Annotated in this window: 16 protein-coding genes; 7 read left to right on the forward strand and 9 right to left on the reverse strand. The window is 40.7% G+C overall.

Annotated elements, in window-relative coordinates; genetic code table 11:
- Positions 1 to 242 precede the first annotated feature (242 nt).
- A complete protein-coding gene (locus tag NNC77_RS04780; protein ID WP_254970194.1) occupies positions 243 to 1,328 on the forward strand; it encodes a DUF1848 domain-containing protein in 1,086 nt (361 codons plus the stop codon).
- A 17-nt stretch (positions 1,329 to 1,345) separates the two neighbouring features.
- Positions 1,346 to 6,295 carry an AAA domain-containing protein gene (locus NNC77_RS04785; RefSeq protein WP_254970195.1) on the forward strand — a complete coding sequence of 1,650 codons (4,950 nt, stop codon included), beginning with the start codon at positions 1,346 to 1,348 and terminating at the stop codon, positions 6,293 to 6,295.
- 75 nt (positions 6,296 to 6,370) lie between these two features.
- Here the strand turns inward: NNC77_RS04785 and NNC77_RS04790 are convergent, their stop codons facing one another.
- Positions 6,371 to 7,507, reverse strand: a complete 1,137-nt coding sequence (locus NNC77_RS04790) for an AAA family ATPase (protein ID WP_254970196.1) — start codon at positions 7,505 to 7,507, stop codon at positions 6,371 to 6,373.
- A 217-nt stretch (positions 7,508 to 7,724) separates the two neighbouring features.
- Here NNC77_RS04790 and NNC77_RS04795 point away from each other — a divergent pair, with 217 nt between their 5' ends.
- Together NNC77_RS04795 and NNC77_RS04800 are read left to right on the forward strand one after the other, a co-directional pair.
- Positions 7,725 to 8,192, forward strand: a complete 468-nt coding sequence (locus NNC77_RS04795) for a nucleoside deaminase (RefSeq protein WP_006847694.1) — start codon at positions 7,725 to 7,727, stop codon at positions 8,190 to 8,192.
- 206 nt (positions 8,193 to 8,398) lie between these two features.
- The gene (locus NNC77_RS04800) at positions 8,399 to 9,706 is read left to right on the forward strand and encodes a nucleobase:cation symporter-2 family protein (RefSeq protein ID WP_118063365.1); all 1,308 of its coding nucleotides are present in this window, start codon (positions 8,399 to 8,401) and stop codon (positions 9,704 to 9,706) included.
- A gap of 231 nt (positions 9,707 to 9,937) precedes the next feature.
- Here the strand turns inward: NNC77_RS04800 and NNC77_RS04805 are convergent, their stop codons facing one another.
- Both NNC77_RS04805 and NNC77_RS04810 read right to left on the reverse strand, forming a co-directional pair.
- Positions 9,938 to 10,924: a YqiA/YcfP family alpha/beta fold hydrolase gene (locus NNC77_RS04805; protein WP_254970197.1), complete on the reverse strand. Its 987-nt coding sequence runs from the start codon at positions 10,922 to 10,924 to the stop codon at positions 9,938 to 9,940.
- 186 nt (positions 10,925 to 11,110) lie between these two features.
- Positions 11,111 to 12,568 (reverse strand): AAA family ATPase, encoded by a 1,458-nt coding sequence (locus NNC77_RS04810; RefSeq protein ID WP_254970198.1) that lies wholly within the window; start codon positions 12,566 to 12,568, stop codon positions 11,111 to 11,113.
- Between the two features lie 403 nt (positions 12,569 to 12,971).
- Between NNC77_RS04810 and xpt the strand changes: the two genes are divergently transcribed.
- Positions 12,972 to 13,538, forward strand: a complete 567-nt coding sequence (gene xpt, locus NNC77_RS04815) for a xanthine phosphoribosyltransferase (RefSeq protein WP_022120760.1) — start codon at positions 12,972 to 12,974, stop codon at positions 13,536 to 13,538.
- A 51-nt stretch (positions 13,539 to 13,589) separates the two neighbouring features.
- Here xpt and NNC77_RS04820 read toward each other — a convergent pair whose 3' ends face one another.
- Together NNC77_RS04820 and NNC77_RS04825 are read right to left on the reverse strand one after the other, a co-directional pair.
- Positions 13,590 to 14,783 (reverse strand): SGNH/GDSL hydrolase family protein, encoded by a 1,194-nt coding sequence (locus NNC77_RS04820; RefSeq protein WP_437183275.1) that lies wholly within the window; start codon positions 14,781 to 14,783, stop codon positions 13,590 to 13,592.
- Between the two features lie 363 nt (positions 14,784 to 15,146).
- Positions 15,147 to 15,290: a hypothetical protein gene (locus tag NNC77_RS04825; RefSeq protein WP_006847677.1), complete on the reverse strand. Its 144-nt coding sequence runs from the start codon at positions 15,288 to 15,290 to the stop codon at positions 15,147 to 15,149.
- A 547-nt stretch (positions 15,291 to 15,837) separates the two neighbouring features.
- Here NNC77_RS04825 and NNC77_RS04830 point away from each other — a divergent pair.
- A complete protein-coding gene (locus NNC77_RS04830; RefSeq protein WP_181976428.1) occupies positions 15,838 to 17,595 on the forward strand; it encodes an ATP-binding protein in 1,758 nt (585 codons plus the stop codon).
- Positions 17,596 to 17,907: 312 nt separating this feature from the next.
- Here the strand turns inward: NNC77_RS04830 and NNC77_RS04835 are convergent, their stop codons facing one another.
- Both NNC77_RS04835 and NNC77_RS04840 read right to left on the reverse strand, forming a co-directional pair.
- Positions 17,908 to 18,528: a hypothetical protein gene (locus NNC77_RS04835; RefSeq protein WP_117588248.1), complete on the reverse strand. Its 621-nt coding sequence runs from the start codon at positions 18,526 to 18,528 to the stop codon at positions 17,908 to 17,910.
- The gene (locus tag NNC77_RS04840; protein WP_153089775.1) at positions 18,525 to 18,668 is read right to left on the reverse strand and encodes a hypothetical protein; all 144 of its coding nucleotides are present in this window, start codon (positions 18,666 to 18,668) and stop codon (positions 18,525 to 18,527) included. The genes NNC77_RS04835 and NNC77_RS04840 overlap by 4 nt, the downstream gene beginning before the upstream one ends.
- A 266-nt stretch (positions 18,669 to 18,934) precedes the next feature.
- On the opposite strand from NNC77_RS04840, the gene NNC77_RS04845 reads away from it, so the two are divergent.
- Positions 18,935 to 19,432 carry a PD-(D/E)XK nuclease domain-containing protein gene (locus NNC77_RS04845; RefSeq protein ID WP_254970199.1) on the forward strand — a complete coding sequence of 166 codons (498 nt, stop codon included), beginning with the start codon at positions 18,935 to 18,937 and terminating at the stop codon, positions 19,430 to 19,432.
- A gap of 182 nt (positions 19,433 to 19,614) precedes the next feature.
- Here the strand turns inward: NNC77_RS04845 and NNC77_RS04850 are convergent, their stop codons facing one another.
- Both NNC77_RS04850 and NNC77_RS04855 read right to left on the reverse strand, forming a co-directional pair.
- Entirely contained in the window at positions 19,615 to 20,439 is an 825-nt protein-coding gene (locus NNC77_RS04850; RefSeq protein WP_153119049.1) for a hypothetical protein, read from the reverse strand.
- A 95-nt stretch (positions 20,440 to 20,534) separates the two neighbouring features.
- Positions 20,535 to 22,058, reverse strand: a complete 1,524-nt coding sequence (locus tag NNC77_RS04855; RefSeq protein WP_367399912.1) for a SusD/RagB family nutrient-binding outer membrane lipoprotein — start codon at positions 22,056 to 22,058, stop codon at positions 20,535 to 20,537.
- Positions 22,059 to 22,107: the final 49 nt, after the last annotated feature.

A 22,107-nucleotide genomic window follows, 5' to 3' on the forward strand; every position in this document is an offset into this window, starting at 1 on the left:
AGCACCGGAATCCTATATCTGTATTTATGTCTCTTGTTTATCCTTTTGTGTATAATCCGAATGCAAAGATAGGACTTTATTTCCGTATCACCAAATTTTTTGGGGGAAAAATTTGCAAAATGAGCGTTTTTTGTTGATTATAGAGGTTTTTCATTGAATTTGTTGATAAAATAAAAAAAAGTAATTATTTTTTTTGATTATCAAAAAAATAACTGTATCTTTGAAGCCTAAATAGAAAGTATATGGAGTTGATTAAGAAAAATGGAAAATGGAATCCAACACTATTGCCTCGTGAGAATGGGGAGATGGTTATGATGCAGACACCCCAAATAGTATCTGCTAGTAGAAGTACGGACATACCTGCATTCTATTCTGACTGGTTTTTCGATAGGCTTGACAATGGCTATTGCGCTTGGACGAATCCATTTAATGGTGTGCGAAGCTATGTCTCTTTTCTGAATACTCGCTTTATCGTGTTTTGGTCTAAAAATCCTAAACCTCTTCTTTCTTATCTTGATAGGCTTGAGGAAAAGAAGATAGGTTGCTATATACAATATACTTTGAATGATTATGAAAACGATAGACTTGAAATAGGAGTACCTAAGTTGAGTAGCAGAATAGAAACGTTTAAAACTTTAGTTGAAAAGTTAGGAAAAGGTCATGTGATTTGGCGCTTTGATCCTTTGATGTTAACTGAAGATATAGACATTTCAGTTCTTCTTTCAAGGATAAAAAATATTGGGGACCAGCTAAAGGGGTATACAGAAAAATTAGTCTTTAGTTTTGCTGATATAGGAATTTATGGTAAGGTTAAAAGAAACTTAGAAGACAACCATGTGAGGTATAAAGAATGGACAAAGGGAGATATGGTATATTTTGCGCAAGAATTAGTTAAGCTTAATGAAATGCAAGGATGGAACTATGAGTTGGCAACTTGTGCGGAAGAAATAGATTTGGAAGGAGTAATCCATAATCATTGTATAGATGATGAACTTATTATAAGGTTGGCGTATCAAGATAAGGTGCTTATGGATTTCTTAAAAGTGAAAATCTTACCAATGCCGATACCCAATTTGTTTGGTGATACGGAAGAACTTCCTAAAGATGCAATACTGTTGCCAAACAATATGTATGCTACGCATGGCTGTAATAAGGATAGTGGGCAGCGGAAGTTTTGTGGCTGCATAAATGCTAAGGATATTGGACAATATAATACTTGTGTACATTTATGTGAATATTGCTATGCAAATTCAAGTAAAGCAGCTGCAAAAGCAAATTATCAATGTCATTTGAGTAACCCAAAGGCAGAAACAATAACAGGAAAATAAATAATAAACAATGTTATATGAAACCAGTAATCTATAAATATGGAGAGTTTGACCACAAATATGAGGAATTCATGTTTGATGAGTTGTTGCTTGTATTAAGTAAAGTGCATGTTTCCTACCTCCTTTTAGGAAATTACACTTTTGGGGGCTTACGGTCTAATGCTGTACTTATTACATCAAAAGAAATTCGACTGTTTATTTTTAAAGACTATTTTTCCGAAATAACTCCTTCCAAAAAGGAAGTTTGGACAACATCTGATGGTAAAATTATTGAAGGTGGTTTTGGTGCTATTAACCCTTATAAACAGGCGCATATATACAAGGAACAGGGTGAAAAATGGTTTGGAAAGATTTTGCCTAGGAAAAAAGTGAAAGTTTGTGTCGTTTTTCAAAAGGGTACTAACTTGTTGCCTTCGGATGTGGATGCAGAAAAGGATTGGCTACATGTTTTGTCTGTTGATAAACTCGATACGTATTTAGATTCATGCTTACAGTCTTTTTCCGAAGAAAATTTTGATGTGAATAAAGTGGTAAGTATGCTGGAGGTGGATTTGAAAGGCGTTGATGTGCAGAAAAGTCTATCTCCTGCAGAAACTGTTTTTGAGTTTTTTGAAGAGTTGGAAGCGATTCCTGCAACGTTGTCTATAAGGGACAAATATGCAATATTGGATAGAGTCTTAAACAATGCAGTCAATCAAAAGATAAAAGGTATAAGCTTGAAATTTACTGGCTTGTTTTCTAAAATACAGTATCTTATTCGTGAGTATAAGATATATGAAAATGTTAAATACCAAAATCTTACGCATGCTATTAATGATGTACGTGTCCGTCTAAGAAAGATAGATGAAATAAAAAATAATGAACTTGCTTGTCTCTTTGGGGAGGATTTGAGAGCTGTTTGTACATTTATTAGCTGTATTTATGATGGCAGACAAATTCCTTTGAGTTTGTCTTCACAGTTCCCTGTTTTAAAAACAAAGGATTTTATAGAGCGACTTAAGGATAGTATTGGAAAAGTTGTAGATTGCATTCGTTGCGTTGTCAATGAGTGGGATGCTACGTATCTATATGTGACAAGGGATGACAATGGAGAGAATGTAAAAGTGGATTATGTGACTTCAAAGGAGTTTAACCAGACACAATACTCGAATAGGAAACTTAATGAAAGCTGGTCATATATAGGTCTGATTATAGAAAAAGGTGAGATTCTAAACTTGGTAAAACCAAGGATAGAGAATGGAATTTTATATCCAGAGCTTATAATTGTAGAGCCAGATTATCTTGTGAATGTAACAACAATAGCGAATTGTTTTGAGGAATATGGTGATTCTTATAAGATGAATCTTATAAAGAAGATTGAGCCAATGGTTTCTACACCATCTATACTTTTGGGTAACTTTGCTGGTCAGTTGTTAGATGAAGCTTCATACAAAAAGAAAATGACATATGAGGAAAGCTTGAAGAGCTTTTTCAAGAAAAATGCGTTGGCTTTTGCTTGTTGTAAGGATCCATTGGCAACATTTCATATAGAGGCGCAGAACCAAAAAAGAATTATAGAAGAGGTATTGGATGGTGAATACATTCATAAGAAAGATGGAAGCAAAATTAATGTGGACGAACTTATTTTGGAGCCATCTTATTTTTGTGGCATATTGGGATTGCAAGGTCGTTTGGACTTTATTGGTTTAAATCTTGATACGATTATAGAGCAAAAAAGTGGTAAAAGTGCATGGTCTGGTGATGCTAATACGGCAAAACACCTCCAAAAGCATTATGTACAGTTGCTCCTTTATCGAGCTATATTTCATTATTCTTATAAGAAAATGAGCTATGATAAGTTGGCTTCATGGTTGTTTTATTCAAAATATGCTAAAGGCTTGCTTGGATTAGGGTCTGCTCCAGTGTTGCTATTTAAGGCTCTCAAAATCAGGAATTTGATTGTGTGGGCAGAAAAACGTTATGCAAAAAATGGTTTTAATGATTTGGAGAAATTAAGTGCAGATGCTATTTTCCCAAATGTAAAGGATAAAACGTATCTAAAGTGGGGTAAGGATAAAATTGAAAAAGTTTTGGTTCCCTTGGATAAGGCGTCTGAATTGGAAAAGGCATATTATTATAGGTATATGCAGTTTGTTGCAACCGAACATATGTTGTCAAAAATAGGAAATAAGACAAAAGAAGAATCGGGATTTGCTACTTTGTGGAATAGCTCATTGCAAGAGAGAAAAGATGCTGGCAATATTTATACGAAGCTAAAAATGGAGCCGTTGTCACCAAATTCAGAAGTTGAAAAAGTAAAGTTCTTCTTTGATAAAGATGAAGATTTGGATGTTTCTAATTTCCGTATGGGGGATATTGTCGTATTTTATCCATATCTTGAAAGTGAAGAACCTAAAGTTACATCTGATATTGTTTTTAGAGGAACGATTATTCAGATAACGTTACAGTATGTAGAGGTAGAGCTTAGAAATTCTCAACATCAGTATGTATTTACATATAAGGAGAATGAAAATAAAGATAAAACAGTATGGGCTATAGAACATGATTTTATGGAGTCGTCTTATTCCTCTTTATATAAAGGAATGCATGCTTTTTTGTCAGCAAATCAAGACCGTAAGGATTTGATTTTGGGGCAAAGAAAGCCAAGTGTAGATGAATCTGTAAAGTTGAGTGGTAATTATGGTTCTCAAGAATTTAATGAATTAGTGCTGCATGCAAAGCAAGCAAAGGACTTATATCTTATTGTTGGTCCTCCTGGCACAGGAAAAACATCTTATGGTATGTTGAATGTTTTAAAGGAACATTTGACAGACCCCAATGTATCCATACTTTTAATGGCATACACCAATAGAGCTGTTGATGAAATTTGTAGTAAGTTGGTAGAGAATAATCTGAACTTCTTACGTTTAGGTAGCAACCATGGATGTAGTCCTGAATATAGAAAGTATCTGTTGGATGATAAAATGGCGAGCCTTGACAACATTAAACTTAGTGATCTGAGAACGTTAATTGTAGATACAAAAATATTCTGTGGTACGACAACTGCATTTATTAGCAAGATAGAAATCTTTAATCTTAAGAAATTCGACCTTGCTATTATAGATGAAGCGTCGCAGATTTTGGAACCTTTTGTGTTAGGATTATTAAGTGCCAAGCATGGAGCAGAAAATGCAATAGCTAAGTTCGTTCTCATAGGTGATGAAAAACAGTTACCTGCAGTTGTACAACAAGAACCACAAGAGTCTATGGTTAATGATCCTATGCTTAATAAGATTGAATTAGAGAATTGCAGATTGTCGTTGTTTGAACGTTTTGAAAAGCTGTTGGGAAAGAACAATAAGCAATATTGTCATGTCCTTACGCATCAAGGAAGAATGCATCCCGAAATTGCTAAGTTCCCTAATTATACATTCTATCAGAACTCTTTGAAAGTAGTTCCTGTAGAACACCAAAAAGAACAAACTCCATCAGTCGGGGCGGGTAAGAATGGTATTGAGGACTTATTGACTACTCGTAGGGTATCTTTCTTGTCATGTACTCCTTCCTTAGACCCTAAAGAGTCAGATAAAGTTAATGGTGAAGAGGCTAAGCTGATTGCAGCAACAGTTGTGCAGGCTTATTTAATGATGAAAAATCATTTTGATATAAATAAGTCTATAGGTGTTATTGTGCCTTATAGAAACCAAATATCTACAGTCAGAAACATGATAGATAATATGAGTACACAACATGGTATTGATTGTTTGCATGATATAACTATTGATACGGTAGAACGCTATCAAGGTAGTCAGCGTGATCTTATTATATATGGCTTTACTGCAAAGAAGCATTATCAGTTGGCGTTCTTGACAAGCAATGAGTATTATGATGAGAACGATGGCGCAATAATAGACAGAAAACTGAATGTTGCAATGACTAGAGCAAAGAAAAACCTTGTTCTGGTAGGGTATGAGCGTTTGTTGGCTCAAGATATAACTTTCTATAAGCTGATAGAATATTGTAAGAGCATACAAAGCTTTTTTGAAATTGATGTAAATAAGTATGTTAAAGGTGAATTCTCTGTCTCTAAGAGGGAAGTTGTTGATAATGCAACCTTTGACACTTTTGTATATACTGTTGATGATAAGTTTGAAAAGGCTTTTAATAAATTAGTTGTTGCTCCTATAAAGCAGGCATCAAATACGGAATGGCCTAATTATATCTTTGGGAACAAAATGGAGGTGAATATGAACCTTATTGGATATGGAAGAATAGATTTTTCAAATCAATTGTCCCTATTTTCAGATATACAAAATGAATTGACAGTTGTGTCTCCTCAACAGCAAGTGTTATTGTATGGCTATTATATCATGCGACAACACTATTGTAGTTTAAAGGCTATTCTGAATTCTTACAGAACATTTCTGCAAAATGAACTAGATGGGTGTAAGGGTAGGGTGCATTACATTGATATAGGTTGTGGACCATCAACATGCATATCTGCATTTATGAATGAGTTTTCAAATATTGAGCAGATTGATTATGTAGGTGTGGATATTTCCGTTGCGATGCAGAAACTTGGACAAAAGTTTCTGCAAGAGCAGGCATTTGACAAAATGAATACAGAGTTTGTTACTTCTTTTAATGAATTGACAGATGAATATTGGGATAAAGAGTCTCAAGTATCATCTCTGTTTATTATCAATTTCTCGTATTTCTTCTCTAATGTAAAATCAGATTTTACGGAGAAGTTAGCAATGAGAATGGTGGACATTATAAGAAAGTATCCTCTAAATAGGTATGTGTTTGTCATACAGCAATCTGAGACAGACTGTAAGAATTTTAGGTCTTATAGCATTTTCCGAAGGATTATTTTAGAAGACTCCTCTTTGGTAAAAGTGTTAAAACATGGTGAGGATAACTTTTGCTATCAGCTAAATGGAGGAAGTAAATCCTTGAAGTTCTGCTATGACATTTGGAGTAATTGATAACATTTTCGAGGAAAGAGATGTTTACCTCATCTCTTTCCTCGAAAATGCGATTATTGGCTGTTTTTATTCCCATTATGGTAAAATGTTGTATTCTCTCTTCAGCCAAAGCTCGAAGACAGGATCGACGAATGAGAAATCTTGAAGATGTTTCTCAACGAGATCTTTCTCTACTAATACTTTTTTGTTACGTGTGATGCTCTGTGGCTGCCCCAGACTATACGTCTCTACGACATCCTTGGCATTGAAGTGCTTTTCGCCAGAAGCGATGGCTTTCAACATGCCGATTTGGGTGGGAGTGAGCTCGTCCATCTCTGTCAAGAACAAGTCTTCGTTGGTGTCCAAAACCAGTTGGAGCTGGTTGTCGAGGAGTTCTTGCGTCACCTCTTTGTCTGTGTGTGACCATAGGAAGAAGCAATATTGCTGTACGTACCAAGAGTTATACTTCACTCTTTCGCATAGACATTCTGCTTGGCTCTCAGAGATAGTTTTTCCTGTCTTCTTAAAATTGCTCATGATGTATGGAATCCAATATTCCTTGGCTATTCTCTTCAGGTTCATCAGTTGTCCGAACTTAAAGAAAGGACTGTTCGCTTTGTTGAAAATATCTTTCATCATGTGCATCTTGCTGCCGTAGAGACAATAGGTGGTATGGTGCTGCAACTGCCATTCAGCCCTCAGCATAGCTTCAAGGTTCTTCCATTTTGGCAGGTTGGCGAGCTGCTGAAACTCATCGATGCAGACGATAATCTTGATGCCTTTAGCCTCGGCTATCCTTTCGGGGAGTTGCAGAATGTTTTCAGGACTTTCCTTTACAGGATTCACCTTTAGGTTGACCTCTACACTATTCATTGGGTCGGAAGCTATCGTGATGCTTGGGGTAAAACGATTGATAAATTTCACCAAGTCAGATAATTTCTGTTCCAATGTGGAAGAAACTCCTTGTATCACGATGGAGGCAAATTTGTTGTAGAATTCCTCCTCCGTATGAATCTTGGAGGCATCCATGAAGCAAACCTTTGTCTTGGATTCTTCCTGCATTAATTCTTCCATAGAGGTTCTGACAAGCGAAGATTTTCCCCATCTTCTTGGAGATACCAAGATGACGTTGATGCCGTGGCGAAGGAAATTCTTCAGTTCCCTTCTGTCTTCTACTCTGTCGATAAAACTCTCTTTCTCAGCGAGTCTTCCATAAATAAAGGGTATATCCATAATCAATTTTTTATAAGTGATGGCGCAAAGTTACAAAAATTATAAATACTCTTATAATAAATGTATTTATAATTATGGATAATTAACGAGGTGATGGGAAAAAAGTATTCCATTAAGCATTTTTTCGTATGAAATGCTTGCCGTATCATTTCTTTTTTGTATATTTGTAGCCCCCAATTGAAAAGAAGGGGTATTATTAATCTAAAAATATTAAACAATGACAAAGGAAGAATTGATGCATAGAGCCATTGAGCTCTCAAAGAATAGCGTGAAGACGGGGGGCGGACCTTTTGGTGCTGTGATTGCCAAGGACGGTATCATCATCGCTGAGGCTTCCAACAGTGTAACCATCGACCTCGACCCTACGGCTCATGCCGAAGTGAACTGTATCCGACAGGCTACCCGCAAACTGAAGACCTTCAATCTGGAAGGTTGCGAAATTTATACCTCCTGCGAGCCTTGCCCGATGTGCCTGGGTGCCATCTATTGGGCACATCTCGACCGTATCTATTATGCCAACGACCGGAAGGATGCGGCAAAGATAGGTTTCGATGATGAGTTTATCTATGAGGAGATAGACCGCAAGATAGAAGACCGCCACAAGCCGATGATTGCGCTGATGAGAGATGAGGCGCTCGGTGCCTTCCGCATGTGGGAGGAAAATGCGGAAAAGACGGAGTATTAATGAGATAAGATAAAAAAGGAAGGTTGCACGGAATATGAACTGCAGCCTTCCTTTTTTCGTAGATTCTTCTTGTATTCTATCATGCGGGATAGAGAAAAATGGAGAAAAGGAACGATTTCTCAGATTTTCTTTGTAATTTTGTCGCCAAATTCAGAAAAGACACTGAATTGATGGATAATGGAAATTCTCTAATTATTATAACGACAATGGAACAGTCAATAGAAAATCTCTACAAATTAGACGGCAGAGTGCCCGTAGGTAAAGCACTCCCATTTGGTCTTCAGCATGTGCTGGCGATGTTCGTCAGCAATATTGCGCCAATCATGATTCTCGCTGGTGCGATAGGTCTGGACAGTTCGGTGAGCGCCGTGCTTATCCAGAACTGTATGGTCATCGCCGGTATCGGTACCTTGGTGCAGCTTTATCCGGTATGGCGTATCGGTTCTCGCCTTCCTATCGTGATGGGTATCTCCTTCACCTTCCTTTCGCTCGCCATCGCCATTGCCGGTGCTCATGGTATGGGTACTTTGATAGGCGCTGTCATCATTGGTGGTCTGGTAGAAGGAACACTCGGACTTTTCGCCAAGTATTGGATCAAGCTCATTCCGCCTGTAGTAGCCGCTACCGTGGTAACAGCCATCGGTTTCTCGCTCCTTCCTGTTGGTGCCAACTCTTTTGCGGGTGGTCAGGGTGCTGCTGATTTCGGTAGCATGAACAACTGGGTTGTGGGTTCTGTCACTTTGCTGGCTTGTCTGCTTTGTCAGATTTTCGCCAAGGGTTTCTTGCGTTCACTCTCTGTATTGGTAGGACTGCTGGTAGGTTATGTTCTGGCTCTGTTTATGGGAATGATAGATTTCAGTGGACTTTCTGGTCTCTCTATCGTAGCTTTGCCAAAGATTTTGCCATTCACTCCTGAATTCAATATCGGTGCTATTCTCTCGGTGGTAGCAGTATATCTGGTTTCTGCCACAGAGACGATTGGTGATACTTCTGCGCTCTGCAACAGTGCGTTGAAGCGTGATCCTAAGACTAAGGAGATGGGTGCAGCAGTCTGCTGCGATGGTTTCGTCAGTTCGGTTTCCGGTCTTTTCGGTTGTACTCCTATCACTTCTTTCAGTCAGAACGTAGGTTTGGCAGCGATGTCGGGAGTAGTGAACCGCTTTACTATTGCCATGGGTGCCATCATCATGATTATCGGTGGTATCTTCCCAGCTATCGGTTATGTATTGACTACGATACCTCAGGCTGTATTGGGCGGCTGTACCATCATGATGTTCGGTAGCATCCTCTTTGCCGGTTTCGGCATGATGGCTCGCACGGGCTTCTCTCAGCGCAACATGGTCATCGTGAGCCTCTCGCTCAGCGTAGGTCTCGGATTCACATCTGCAACAGGTATGTTCAACATCTTCCCAGAGATTGTCCGCACCGTATTTGCCGATAACTGTGTAGCCGTAGTCTTCCTGCTCGCCGTTATCCTGAACCTCGTGTTGCCGAAGAATCTGGATAAGGCATAATCGCAGCTCGCCCTGAAAGGGCCGAAGCTCCTAGCCCAGGGTAACACCCTGGGGGTATGATGATTTTAACAACCTCGCCCTGTAAGGGCAAAAGCTTTGATTATGTGAAGCTTTTGCCCTTACAGGGCGACATTTTTGTTTGTATGTTAACCCAGGGTGTTACCCTGGGCTAGGAGCTTCTGCCCTTTCAGGGCGTGTGGCGAAGAAGAAGAGAATTCTTCACTCTTCCCTTTATTGTCCTCCCAGTCTTTCGAAGAAGGTGATGATTTCTTCGAAGGTCTTGAATTCATCGCTGCCGTATTCTATCGTCGTACCCATGAAACCATCGCATGGGCTAGGGTCGATGAAGTAATCGCCGTAGAGCAGGTTCTTCTGGTTGCAGAAGATGATGTGGTTGTAGGCTGGGGTAGAGAGATATTCCTCCACCCAGGTCTGTACCTTCGCCATGTATTCATGGTCGTTGGTTGGCGCTGGGGCTACGATGTATACATTATAATGCTCTATCAGCATCTCGTAAGCCTTGTGCATCGAGCTGGTTGCCTTCATGTAACTGTCGTGCAGGGCATCGAAGTCGATGTATACGATAGGGCGCTCCTTGCCGTTCTGCTTGTCGTCAATCCAGCGGATTACCGGACAGAGATAGTGGAATGCTACCTTGTCGATAAGTCGGTGCTCGCCATGGAATGGGATGGCGAGCGGATAGTGCTCATGGAAGAGGTCGAAGGTATGGACCAGCGGATCAGCATCGCCGAAGAGACCGTAAACACGTTGCTGCTCCTCGGGAGTAATGTCCTGGAAGCAACGCTCGGTAAAGTCACGGTATTCCTTGATGAGGCCTTTGGTAACCATCAGTTCGTTCACTCCGTCCTTTCTCGGGTTCTGGAATTCCTGCTTGCCGGTCATGCTGCTCATTGTATCGCCCATCTCGAAGGCAGGGTTTACGAGGATGCGGTCGAATCCTTTCAGCAGTTCGGTATACATGCCTCCCATCGAGGTACCGATGATGAGGTCAGGCTTCTCAGTCTCCGCCATCTTCTGTAGCATCTCTATGGCCTCTTCCGGATGTACCGGGATGTCTTCAGCCACGAGGGTGGCATTTGGCATCAGTTCCTGCAACATCTTTACGGTGCCGCTCTGTGCAGAAGAGAGGAAACCGTGAACATACATGATTTTCTTGCCCGCCATGAGGTCGGGGAATTGTTTGATATATGGATTCATATTCTTATAGTTTAATGTACTGCTATTTCCTTAAACGATTTGTACTTAGTTTGTGGTGCAAAGATACTAAAATTATAAATACGCATATAATAAAGGTATTTATAATTATTGATAATTAACCATTGGAGGTCATTAAAAAAAGAGAACCACCCATCGCTGGCAGTCCTCTTTCATTATTCTTCTATTTTATCGTTGAAATAATTGCTCAAGAGTTATCAGGTGATTGATGATGCTTGCATGCATATTGGAACTAAGTCCCATTGTTGTCACCAAAACAGTTTGTATTGAGCGAGTTTTGTTATGCATCTTGCTATTTGCGAAAGCGTCTATCTTGTGACGTATATTCTCCTCGACATCTTGTGTGATAGTAAAATTACCTGTTGAAAATTTCATTTCGCAGAGATAATCTGTTTGAGTACTTTTACTCTCCATGACTAAATCTATTTGAGCACCTTTTCCGTCTTCAGCTTTCCCACACCAACTGTAGTTTCTTTCAACCGAATGGATACGTAGAGTGTCTTGTATGTTTTGCAGATGCTCTATGCTCAAAAGTTCAAACGTATCTCCAGCCCATGTGTAGAATGTGGCTGTCCCATGGATAGCGTTCCATCCTCCTTGTTTGACTTGTTTGCCATGAACAAATCTCAGATAGAATAGAGAAAAGAAATCTTTTAGCTGATATACGGTTTCGACTCTTTCCTTTCCATAGCGGGGATACTCTCTCGTAATTCCTGATTCTCTAAGGTTGTCAAGTAGCTTTGTCAGGGTACCCCCAGTTTTGATACCTGTAGCCTTGGAAAGCTCTGATTGTGTCATTCCATAGAACTTACTGCCAATAGCTTTAACGATGTCGACGTATTTCTCTTTGCTGGAATAAAGTCCTGTATAAACATCTTTGAATTCCTGATGAATCAATTCATCAGCAAAGAATATGCAGTCTATGTTGTCTGTCATTGTTCTGTCGTTGCGGAGCTTATCCAGATAATAGGGGATTCCACCTATAGCCATATAACTCACGCACATTTCATAGCGTGAGAGATGAAAACCATTTTTCTTGTAGTACTTTTCGCATTCTGCTAGAGTGAAAGGGAATAGTTTGATGGTTTCCGTGAGTCTTCCATGCAGACCTCCATAGTCATGTATCACATTATCAAGCATCCAACTTGTAGCCGATCCACAGACAATGAGTATAATATTTCGTTCACTGTCTGCCCATGAATTCCAAAAATATCCCAGTTCTGCTATCATTTCCGATGATTGCGGTCCTGCAAGCCATGGAAGTTCATCGATAAAGATGATTTTCCTTCTGTTTCTTTTTCCTTCCAGAACTTTTCTCAAAAGTAAAAATGCCTCTCTCCAACAAGTGGGTTTCGACTCCTTTGTCGATAATCCTGCAATCACTAGCGAATCATAGAAATGCGCAAGTTGAAGTTGACGGTAAGACTCATAGTCCTTGTCTCCGTCTTTAATATAAGTACCTACTGCTTTGAAGAGAATCTTCTTTCCAAAGCATTCGCTTACGAGATAAGATTTGCCTACTCTTCGACGGCCATAAATGGCTACAAGTTCAGATTTCTTAGACTTGTATATTCTGTCGAGTATATTTATCTCTTTATTTCTTCCTATGATATTTGCGTAACTCATTGTAAGATAGTTTTATAATGTTGGTTGCAAAGATACGTTTTTTTTAGGATAACACCAAGAAAACTACTTAGAAAATCAGCGAAAACGATTGAATTTTCTTGCTTTTCGCTGATTTTCTAGAAAAGAATAACACTTTTCTTATAGGTTTTGCTTTTCTCGGCGAGGGTGGCATCGTCATAATAGATGAAACCTTGCAACCAGTAGGTATAAGTGTCCATGTTTTATGCGCTCATGACGAGAGGAGAGTTCTCGTTGACCGTGACTCCTTGCTCTTGCACGATGATTTCTGCTGCAAAATTACGCTAAATTGCAGACAAAACAAAATTATTGGGCGATAAACTTCCTTGTTTGCGAAAAAAGTAGTAATTTTGCACCCAATAACCATATTAAAGTTCAAGTCATAATGGATTTACTGAAAGAAAGAATTATGCAGGAGGGCAGATGCTTTCCTGGTGGAATCTTAAAAGTAGACAGCTTTGTAAACCATCAGATGGACCCTATTCTGATGATGGACTTAGCTAAGGAATTCGTGCGCCTTTTCAAGGACATCAAGTACAACAAGATTATTACTATCGAGGCTTCGGGCATCGCGCCTGCCATCATGGTAGGTTATCTGACCAATCTTCCTGTTGTATTTGTGAAGAAAAAGCAGCCTAAGACTATGGAGGGTATGATTACCTCTGTGGTTCACTCTTTTACAAAGGACCGCGATTATACGGTTTGTGTGAGCAACAGTTATCTTACTCCTGAGGACCATGTTATCTTTATCGATGACTTCCTTGCCAATGGTAATGCGTCTAAGGGCGTGATGGACCTTTGCGAGAAGGCTGGTGCCAAGATAGAGGCGATGGGTTTCATCATCGAGAAGGCTTTCCAGCATGGTGGTGACTTCCTGCGCAAGGAGGGAATCCGTTATGAGGCGCTCGCTACCGTAGAGAGCCTGGATGATTGCAAGATTGTCTTGAAGTAAAACATCTTATTATATATAGTAAAAGCCGCCTGTAATAGGGCGGCTTTTTTCTTACTTGACGATATCAGCGGCATAGATTCCCATCGCCTTGTATCCTGCAGGGTTCGGATGGAGCCAGTCGTTGCTGGCATATTCCCGCTTCATCCTTCTGTCATCATTCGAATCTTGCAGGAGTTTGGCGAAGTCCAGGATGCCATCCACGTTCTTTGCCTGACTTCGAATCCAGTCGTTTACATAGAGTCGGGCTGCTTCGTGGAAGTGGCTGTAGTAGCCGGCACCCTTGAAAGGCGTGATGGTGCCCAGGTAAACTTTCATCTTCCGTGCCTTCGCCTTCCTCATCATTCCCTGTATGCTCTCTATAATCTGGCGGGCTACCGTCTCGCTGTTTCCGCTCTTGGCAGCACCTATGTCGTTGATGCCTTCAAAGATAATTACCTTCTTTACGCCGCTCTGCATCAGAATATCTCGGTCGAAGCGTTCCTTGGCGAGTGCCCCGAAACCGCCCGGCACGGTTACGCGGTTGTTGCCGATGCCCAGGTTCAGTACACCCTGGTTGGTTATCTTATGCTTCAGCTGCAGCATCTCCGACATTACATCGGGCCACCGGTTCTGGGCATTATCCGTAGAACATTTGCCGTCGGTGATGGAGTTGCCCATGATGGCGATGGCACTCATGTTGGTGCTCATCGTATACACATCGATACCGCTGATGTTGTACCAGTGGTTCTCGCGGAAAGCCTTTTCGAAGTTGGAGTGGGCATTGGTTACTCCCTTCATGATATAAGAGGTGGTACGTGAGCCCATGTGGACGGTAGGCACATCGGGAGCCGAGGTGTAGTTGATGGTGATGGCAACGCGCTCCAGGTTCTTGAGATTGAACTTCAGCGCATCGCTCACTATCTGTCTGCCGGCAGGGATAGTAGCCTTGTAGCTGTTGCCGAACTTGAAGTATTGGGCCGATTTGGCATCAATCTTGAAGGAGTCTTTGGCGTGGGCGATATAGATGGAGCGTATCACTACGGGTTGCATCGAGTAGATATTGCTCAGTTTCAGTCTTATCACGTCGCCTCCCACGCTTACTTTTACTATCTGGCGAACCGAACGGTTTGTCATGTTGTTATTATAGGGCATAAACGCTTTCACGACAGTCTGCGGTGCCGTAGCCCAAGTTCCAATCCATGTTTGTGCCGCCATCTGTAGTGTGTATGTGCAGATGAAGCATAGTATCATTATAAATCTTTTCACCTTGTTGTATTTTAAAAGTATATATTTGTATGTTAATGAGGTGTTGTCACTAGGCTCGGCAGACCTGCTGACTGCAGTCGGCAGAGCTGCTGACTAGGCTCAGCAGAGCTGCCGAGCCTAGTGGGAATCTTCAAGAAGCAGTCTGCTTGAACCTCAGATACAGTCTGCTTGAACCTCAGATACTGACTCCTTGAACCTCCTAATCTATATCTTTGCCCCAGCGCAGTCGTATCCTTGCGTCCGATGAGCCGTCTCGTTACGCTTATTCAGCCGCATTGTTATACTTGCTCAGCCGCCTTGTTGACCATGTTTTTCGTTTAAGGTCTCAATTTGCGACCTTAAACGTTTTGCTTTTGCATACCTTTATCTCAAATGTGGTGCAACTTCTCCATTAGGTAAAAGAATTCCTGCCCTAATTAAAAAGGCACGTGCTGCTTCTTTACTGGCAGTAGAAGCCTTTCTTGCAGCCTCTAATCTTTCTTGTCTTTTGCTATCAAATAAATCCATATTCTACCTCCTTGTTTTAAAAGTTGAACATTTCTTTTGCAAAGATTATGCAAACGAGCGCAATGTAAGCTTGCTTACAAATTGCCGAGCGCCGCTAATCTTCTGCAAAGATTATGCCAGCGAGTGCAATGAAAGTTTACTTTCAGATTGCCGAGCGCCACTAATCTTCTGCAAAGATACGCTTTTCTTCTGAAAGATGCAAGGAATTTTGGGAAAATGTTTGAGGATGAGGGAAATAAACAGAAGAATTAAAACCCCGGGGTCATCACCAGCATCGAATAATCTGGGAGAGGGCCTTACCGGGACTGCGCTGCAAAGATAATAATTAAAATGGAATATACTAAAGATCTTTTCGAAAAATTACGTCCGGACGTATCTGTTGCTACGTCCCGACGCGTCTGTTGCTACATCGGGACGTATCAAATGCTACATCGGGACGTAATTTTTGCTGCATCGTGTTAGAAGTTTTTCGGGAAAAGCTTTGGAGATTAGGAGATAAAGTATTATCTTTGCCATCAGATTCAAAAACGAATAATCAAACTGAGTTATGATAGTAAGACCAAAGCGCATTTATCGCAAGCGCATACCATACGGCATGCAGAATTTTGAGGATGTCATAAAAGAGGATTGTTACTATGTGGACAAGACTCCTTTCATAGAGCAAATAGAAGAATCCAACAAGTATTTCTTCTTCATTCGCCCTCGCCGTTTCGGCAAGACACTTACCCTCTCCATGCTTGAGAATTACTATGACATCAACAAGAAAGACAAGTTTGATGAAATCTTTGGCAAGCTATACATCGGGCAGAATCCTACACCAGAGCATAGTACATATCTCATCATCCACCTCAATTTTGCCGAGGTGGCAGCAGGATTGGATGATTATAAGGATGGATTGGACAACCATTGTCGCCTTGTATTCAATTTCTTCTGCGACATCTATGCACATATTCTTCCTGCCAATACCAAGGAAGGAATGGAAAAGTTAACAGATGCAGTGTCTCAACTGAGGTTTCTTTGCCAGAAGTGTCAGGAGGTGGGAAAGAAGATTTATCTCTTCATCGATGAGTACGACAACTTCACCAACATGATTCTCGCCCATGAGGAGCATCTCGTGAGGTATCGCAACCAGACCCACGGAGAGGGATACTTGCGCCAGTTCTTCAACACCATCAAGGGTGCGGCTGGCAATACTCTGGGCAGAGTGTTCGTCACAGGAGTAAGCCCTGTGACCATGGATGACCTGACCAGCGGATTCAACATCGGAACCAACTATTCGCTCTCACCCGACTTCAATGAGATGACGGGATTTACCGAGGAAGAGGTGAGAAAGATGCTGGATTATTACGGCAGCGTCCTGCCATTCAATCACACTACCGATGAGCTGATCAAGGTGATGAAGCCTTGGTACGACAACTATTGCTTCGCAGAGGATAGATATGGTGAGACCACCATGTACAACTCGGTAATGGTGCTCAACTTCGTAGATAATTACATCCGAAGCAATTACCAAATCCCTAAGAAGATGGTAGAGACCAACATCCGTATCGACTATGACAAGTTGCGAATGCTCATCCGCCACGACAAGGAGTTCGCCCACGATGCCAGCATCATCCAGCAGTTGGTAACCCAGGGATTCGTGATAGGCACGCTCAACGAGAACTTCCCTGCCGAGCGAATCAACGACCCAGACAACTTCCTCAGCCTGCTGTTCTATTTCGGCATGGTGACGATAGACGGAACATACAAGGGTGAGACCAAGTTCATCATCCCGAATGAGGTGGTGCGAGACCAGATGTACACCTACCTGCTCGACACCTACAAGGAGAACGACTTGGTATATGATAGATATAGCAAGGGTAAACTGGAGAGCAAACTGGCATACGATGGACAATTTAAGCCATACTTTGAGTATATCGCCGACTGCCTGAAGAAGTACTCCTCCCAGCGAGACAAGCAGAAGGGAGAGGCTTTCGTGCATGGCTTCACCTTGGCGATGACAAGCCAGAACAAGTTCTATCGCCCTATCTCTGAGCTGGACAATGACGGCGGCTATGCCGACATCTTCCTCTCTCCGCTCTGTGACATCTACAAGGACATGGTAGATTCATATATCATCGAGTTGAAATATTGCAAGAGCCCAACCACAGATGAGCAAGTGAAAAAGCTCTTCGAGGAGGCTTCGGCTCAAATCTCTCGCTATGCGGACAGTGATATGGTCAGAGAGGCAGTAAAGACTACAAAGCTCCACAAGCTGGTGGTTATCTACCGCGGAGCGGAAATGGTGGCTTGCGAGGAGATATAAAACTATTTCAACCATACAGGTGGGAAAATGTTTGAGAGAGATAAAAAGAATAAGGTGTATCCTCGCTTGCCCGATGTATGGGGCAAGAAGGATACACCTTATTACATTATAGTTTTCCCTTTCCCAGATCAAAGTACAGAATACTGATGGAATATATTATATACCAAAGCTTTTGCCCTTATAGGGTGTAGTTTGCATAGCGATATTTCACCTAGTGCGGTGTCCTGAGCTATGTGGCTCATTGCTCATTCAGCCCGCCTTGGCTGTTACTATCTGTAACTGTTCGTGTAGTTTTTTACAAACGAGTAATAGTTATGGATTAGGATAATCTGGATTAATACCTCTAGGCAGGAAATATCCCTTGATGCAGTTTGGATTGCAGACACATATCTGAATATGGTTCTTTTCTCTAAATCCCGCATTAGGATAAAGTTCTTGCCCCTCCCAAAATACACCCTTCACGGAATCGTAAGGATGCTGGTTGGCTTTTGCATTAATTCTTCTGGCTGTTTGAACAACAGCACAATCTAATTTTCTAATCAACAAATCTGTTGATTTGCCAATTGTTTCATTTCTTGGTAATGGCATGTTAGCATCAGCATAAAGTTCTTTGAGTACAGAATAAGAAGTTTTTAATTCTTGCAAATAAAAACTATCTGTTAAATCCAGACAATAGCCAAGGTCTATAATTGCACCTATTACGGCTGGTTCTTTTACACTGGAGCTTTTTCTTGTTGACAATTGTTTAGCCCATTGCCAGGCCCTATCTTCATTATTTTCCCAAAAATATATACCATTGCCTAGCCAGTCATAGTCATTGGCGCTAGCAAGAAGTTCTGTTTTGCCAGCAATCACTGCATCCACTACAGATTTGTCACAGCCATGAAACCCAACAACAAGGTTGGATCTTCTTGAATATAGAGACTCTTTCATCGTAGGTGTGGTGCTAATTGCCCATCAGGGAGCAGGATGCCTGCTTCCTTAAGAAACTTTATCGCATTTTCTTTGCTAGCAGTAATCTCTTTGATTACAGCTTGCATCCTTTCTTGTCTTTTGCTATCAAATAATTCCATATTTACCTCCTATTTTAAAGGATTAATACTATTCGACTGCAAAGATACACTTTTCTTCTGAAAGATGCAAGGAATTATTGGAAAATATTTGAGACTGAGGGAGATAAAAAGAAAAAGGTGTATCCCGCTTGCCCGACATGTTGGGCAAGAAGGATACACCTTATTGATATTTAAATCTTGTTCGGATTTTTATTTGTATGCATCAGTACAACTTGGATTGTTGTAGTCTCTAACTGCTGCATTGTTGTTTACTTCGTTGATAGAGATTGGTCAGTTCATCCAAGCAGGACGATTTGGTATACGATAGATATAGCAAGGGTAAACTGGAGAGCAAACTGGCTTATCATGGAGAATACAAACCATACTTTGAGTATATCGCTGACTGCCTGAAGAAGTATTCCTCCCAGCGAGACAAGCAGAAGGGAGAGGCTTTCGTGCATGGCTTCACCTTGGCGATGACAAGCCAGAACAAGTTCTATCGCCCTATCTCCGAGCTGGACAATGACGGCGGCTATGCCGACATCTTCCTCTCTCCGCTCTGTGACATCTACAAGGACATGGTAGATTCATATATCATCGAGTTGAAATATTGCAAGAGCCAAACCACAGATGAGCAAGTGAAAAAGCTCTTCGAGGAGGCTTCAGTTCAAATCTCTCGCTATGCGGACAGTGATATGGTCAGAGTAGCAGTAAAGACTACAAAGCTCCACAAGCTGGTGGTTATCTACCGCGGAGCGGAAATGGTGGCTTGCGAGGAGATATAAAACTATTCCAACTATACAGGTCGAAAATGTTTGAGAATGAGGATTATAAAAGGCAAGTCGCTTCCTTGTCTGACCAGTGATGGGGCGGCAAGGATGCAACTTTGACTTTAAAGGTTGGGTTTATCTTTTCCCTAGTATATCAGAAAGGAATTATTGATAATACTAGGCGTTTTAACTCCTTTTTAGGGGGCTACGTCTGGTAGCCTTTTGAGATATTCAAAATTGCACCATATAAGGTAATGGATTTTCTTAACTCTGTTAGGTATAACTAGTATCAACACTATACATAACAGCAGCAAAAATCCTTTCAATATACAGATGAATTCAGGATAAGGCATATATGGATATAAGCTTTTGGGCAAAATAAGAAATAATGAAATCGGTATAATCATACTTTGCATAAATGCGACTTGTCCTTCAATAATTGAAACGTCATTATTGTATCCATTCTTGCTTGCGTAATAATAGGCTTCGTAATATCGATTTAAAATTTCGTGATTTTCTTTACTTGGAGCTACCGATGTATCTATTCCCTTAAAACTAAAATATAAGAGAAAGCTAAATGCTGCCAACGAAAGCAATTCCGGAATATAGATGTAAACGTTTTCGACCTTAATGCTGCTAGCTTGTAAAAAGCAAGCAACAACAATAGCTGCTAGCAAATAAATGCAAGGAATGGTAACATGTAACTGCTTCGTGTAAGAATATTCTTTTTGAGGAAGGTATTTATAGTCTTTTATCTCTTTTTTTGTATTCTGTAAAGTCTCAGCTAAAAAGTCATGGCTATTTCTTGTCTTATTCCATATTCGTGATGTTAGTACATGGTTTATAATGCCGATAAGGTAAGCAGCAATAAGCCAAATTGCCCAGATTATAGAATTGTCAACTTCAAAAGTATTTGGCATCCATGACAATTTACACATAGATAATCCCCCTAAAAGGATAATGAATCCTGGTACAATCATCGCCAAGATGTCATATAAAGAAAGTTTCGATAGAAAATTCATTGCTTATGGATTTGTAATTATCTAAAAAGGTGTATCTTAAAAGTCCCCTAGATGGACAAGAAAGATACACCTTTTGTTGTTTTTATATTTTTGTATTAGCGACTACCACCAGCCCACCATACATTTTCGGTAAAGATATACTTACCGGCATCATTTCCTGAACCGAAAGCTTCCTTCACGTTAGGGTTTGAAAGAACATCACTTGAACCATAAGGCAAACGAAGTGGCAAACGGTTGCCAATTGAAGAATTATTCTTTGGGTTGGTCAAAGCTACTGGATAGCTGCCATCCACGTATTTACAACGACGTATATCGTTGAATGTCTCCAACTGTTCATCGCGAGTCTGTGCGATATACTTCTGTACCAAGATTTCGCTCAATGGGTTTGCTGCAAACTTTGTAGCTGTCACACCAGAGAGGTATGCTGCAACTTCATCGTTAGAGAATGTTTCTCCGCATGATGTCGCATAGTCTTCCAAAGAAGCCTTTACTGCAGTTTCAAAGTCTGCTTTTGCATCTTGTCCAAGACGGGTCTTAACCTCTGCTCGGATAAAGTACAATTCTGATTTGCTGAACATATGGCTGCCCTGCTTGTTCTCAAATCCATAATCCAACCATGCAGGTACGTTCAATTCCTCAATACTTTGAGCTTGTTCCTCATTGCCAGGTTCTCCGATGGTATTGGTTCCAAACTCATTATTATTGTAAAGTGGCTCACGAGGGTCATTTCTTTCTATCAGCAAGTCTTCAACGGTCTTTGAAGAAGCAATATACTCACGGCTAGCCCAGTAAGCAGACCAAGAGTTTGTCTGACCAGCTCCATAACCAGTAAACACATCTAAGAGAGCACCATCAAAACCATCAGCAATTGCTGCATCTGTCTCTGACAAAACCTGTGTATACAAAGTATTTTTATCATCTACACGACCTGCTTTATGCAAAAGATAGCGAGCCTTCAAAGCATGGGCCAAACCTCTCCACTTGCTGCAGTTACCATTGAAAAGTAGATCTTGGCTACCTGCATTTTTCATCTTTCCATCGATAGCCTTGCCTAAGTTCACAATGGCGGCATCAAGCAAGTTATTGATGTTTTCATAAATACTCTCTTGTGAATCGACTTTAGGTGCAGATGCCTTAAAAGCCTCAGAACAAGGAATGTTACCAAACATATCTGTCATAATGCCCCAGTCGTATGCTGCCAAAATTTGTGCCATACCTAAGATATCTGCTTGGCCAGCATTTGCACCACTTTCACACTTGGTAATCATCTGCTGAATGTTATTCAAGGAAAGATATGTTCCATCCCACTCATTGTTGAATGTGGCACTTGCTGCAGTTTCATTAGCATTTCTCAGCTCTGCATTTTTTAATTGATTATTACCACATCCGAATAACTGTTCTGTATACGAAGATACATACCATGCAAAGCTACCACCATTTGTCGTAAATACGCTTGATACGATAGCATCTGTCAACTGGAATTTTGCATCAACAAATTCAGCACTCGGATGCCCGTTATCTTTGTTGATTCTGTCCATTGTGTCCTCAGAGCATGAAACAGTTGTCATTGCTACTGCTGAGATAGCTAGAATGCCTAATATATTTTTAAATTTCATCATTGTTTTATCTTTTTGTTGTTTGATACTTTAATGATTCCGAGGGTGACTC

Source organism: Segatella copri, assembly GCF_024330485.1.
In the GTDB taxonomy this organism is placed as follows: domain Bacteria; phylum Bacteroidota; class Bacteroidia; order Bacteroidales; family Bacteroidaceae; genus Prevotella; species Prevotella copri_L.

Coding starts and splice junctions, on each gene's coding strand:
- NNC77_RS04780 (WP_254970194.1), top strand. CDS start 243: ATGGAGTTGATTAAGAAAAATGGAAAATGGAATCCAACACTATTGCCT.
- NNC77_RS04785 (WP_254970195.1), top strand. CDS start 1,346: ATGAAACCAGTAATCTATAAATATGGAGAGTTTGACCACAAATATGAG.
- NNC77_RS04790 (WP_254970196.1), bottom strand. CDS start 7,507: ATGGATATACCCTTTATTTATGGAAGACTCGCTGAGAAAGAGAGTTTT.
- NNC77_RS04795 (WP_006847694.1), top strand. CDS start 7,725: ATGACAAAGGAAGAATTGATGCATAGAGCCATTGAGCTCTCAAAGAAT.
- NNC77_RS04800 (WP_118063365.1), top strand. CDS start 8,399: ATGGAACAGTCAATAGAAAATCTCTACAAATTAGACGGCAGAGTGCCC.
- NNC77_RS04805 (WP_254970197.1), bottom strand. CDS start 10,924: ATGAATCCATATATCAAACAATTCCCCGACCTCATGGCGGGCAAGAAA.
- NNC77_RS04810 (WP_254970198.1), bottom strand. CDS start 12,568: ATGAGTTACGCAAATATCATAGGAAGAAATAAAGAGATAAATATACTC.
- xpt (WP_022120760.1), top strand. CDS start 12,972: ATGGATTTACTGAAAGAAAGAATTATGCAGGAGGGCAGATGCTTTCCT.
- NNC77_RS04825 (WP_006847677.1), bottom strand. CDS start 15,290: ATGGATTTATTTGATAGCAAAAGACAAGAAAGATTAGAGGCTGCAAGA.
- NNC77_RS04830 (WP_181976428.1), top strand. CDS start 15,838: ATGATAGTAAGACCAAAGCGCATTTATCGCAAGCGCATACCATACGGC.
- NNC77_RS04835 (WP_117588248.1), bottom strand. CDS start 18,528: ATGAAAGAGTCTCTATATTCAAGAAGATCCAACCTTGTTGTTGGGTTT.
- NNC77_RS04840 (WP_153089775.1), bottom strand. CDS start 18,668: ATGGAATTATTTGATAGCAAAAGACAAGAAAGGATGCAAGCTGTAATC.
- NNC77_RS04850 (WP_153119049.1), bottom strand. CDS start 20,439: ATGAATTTTCTATCGAAACTTTCTTTATATGACATCTTGGCGATGATT.
- NNC77_RS04855 (WP_367399912.1), bottom strand. CDS start 22,058: ATGATGAAATTTAAAAATATATTAGGCATTCTAGCTATCTCAGCAGTA.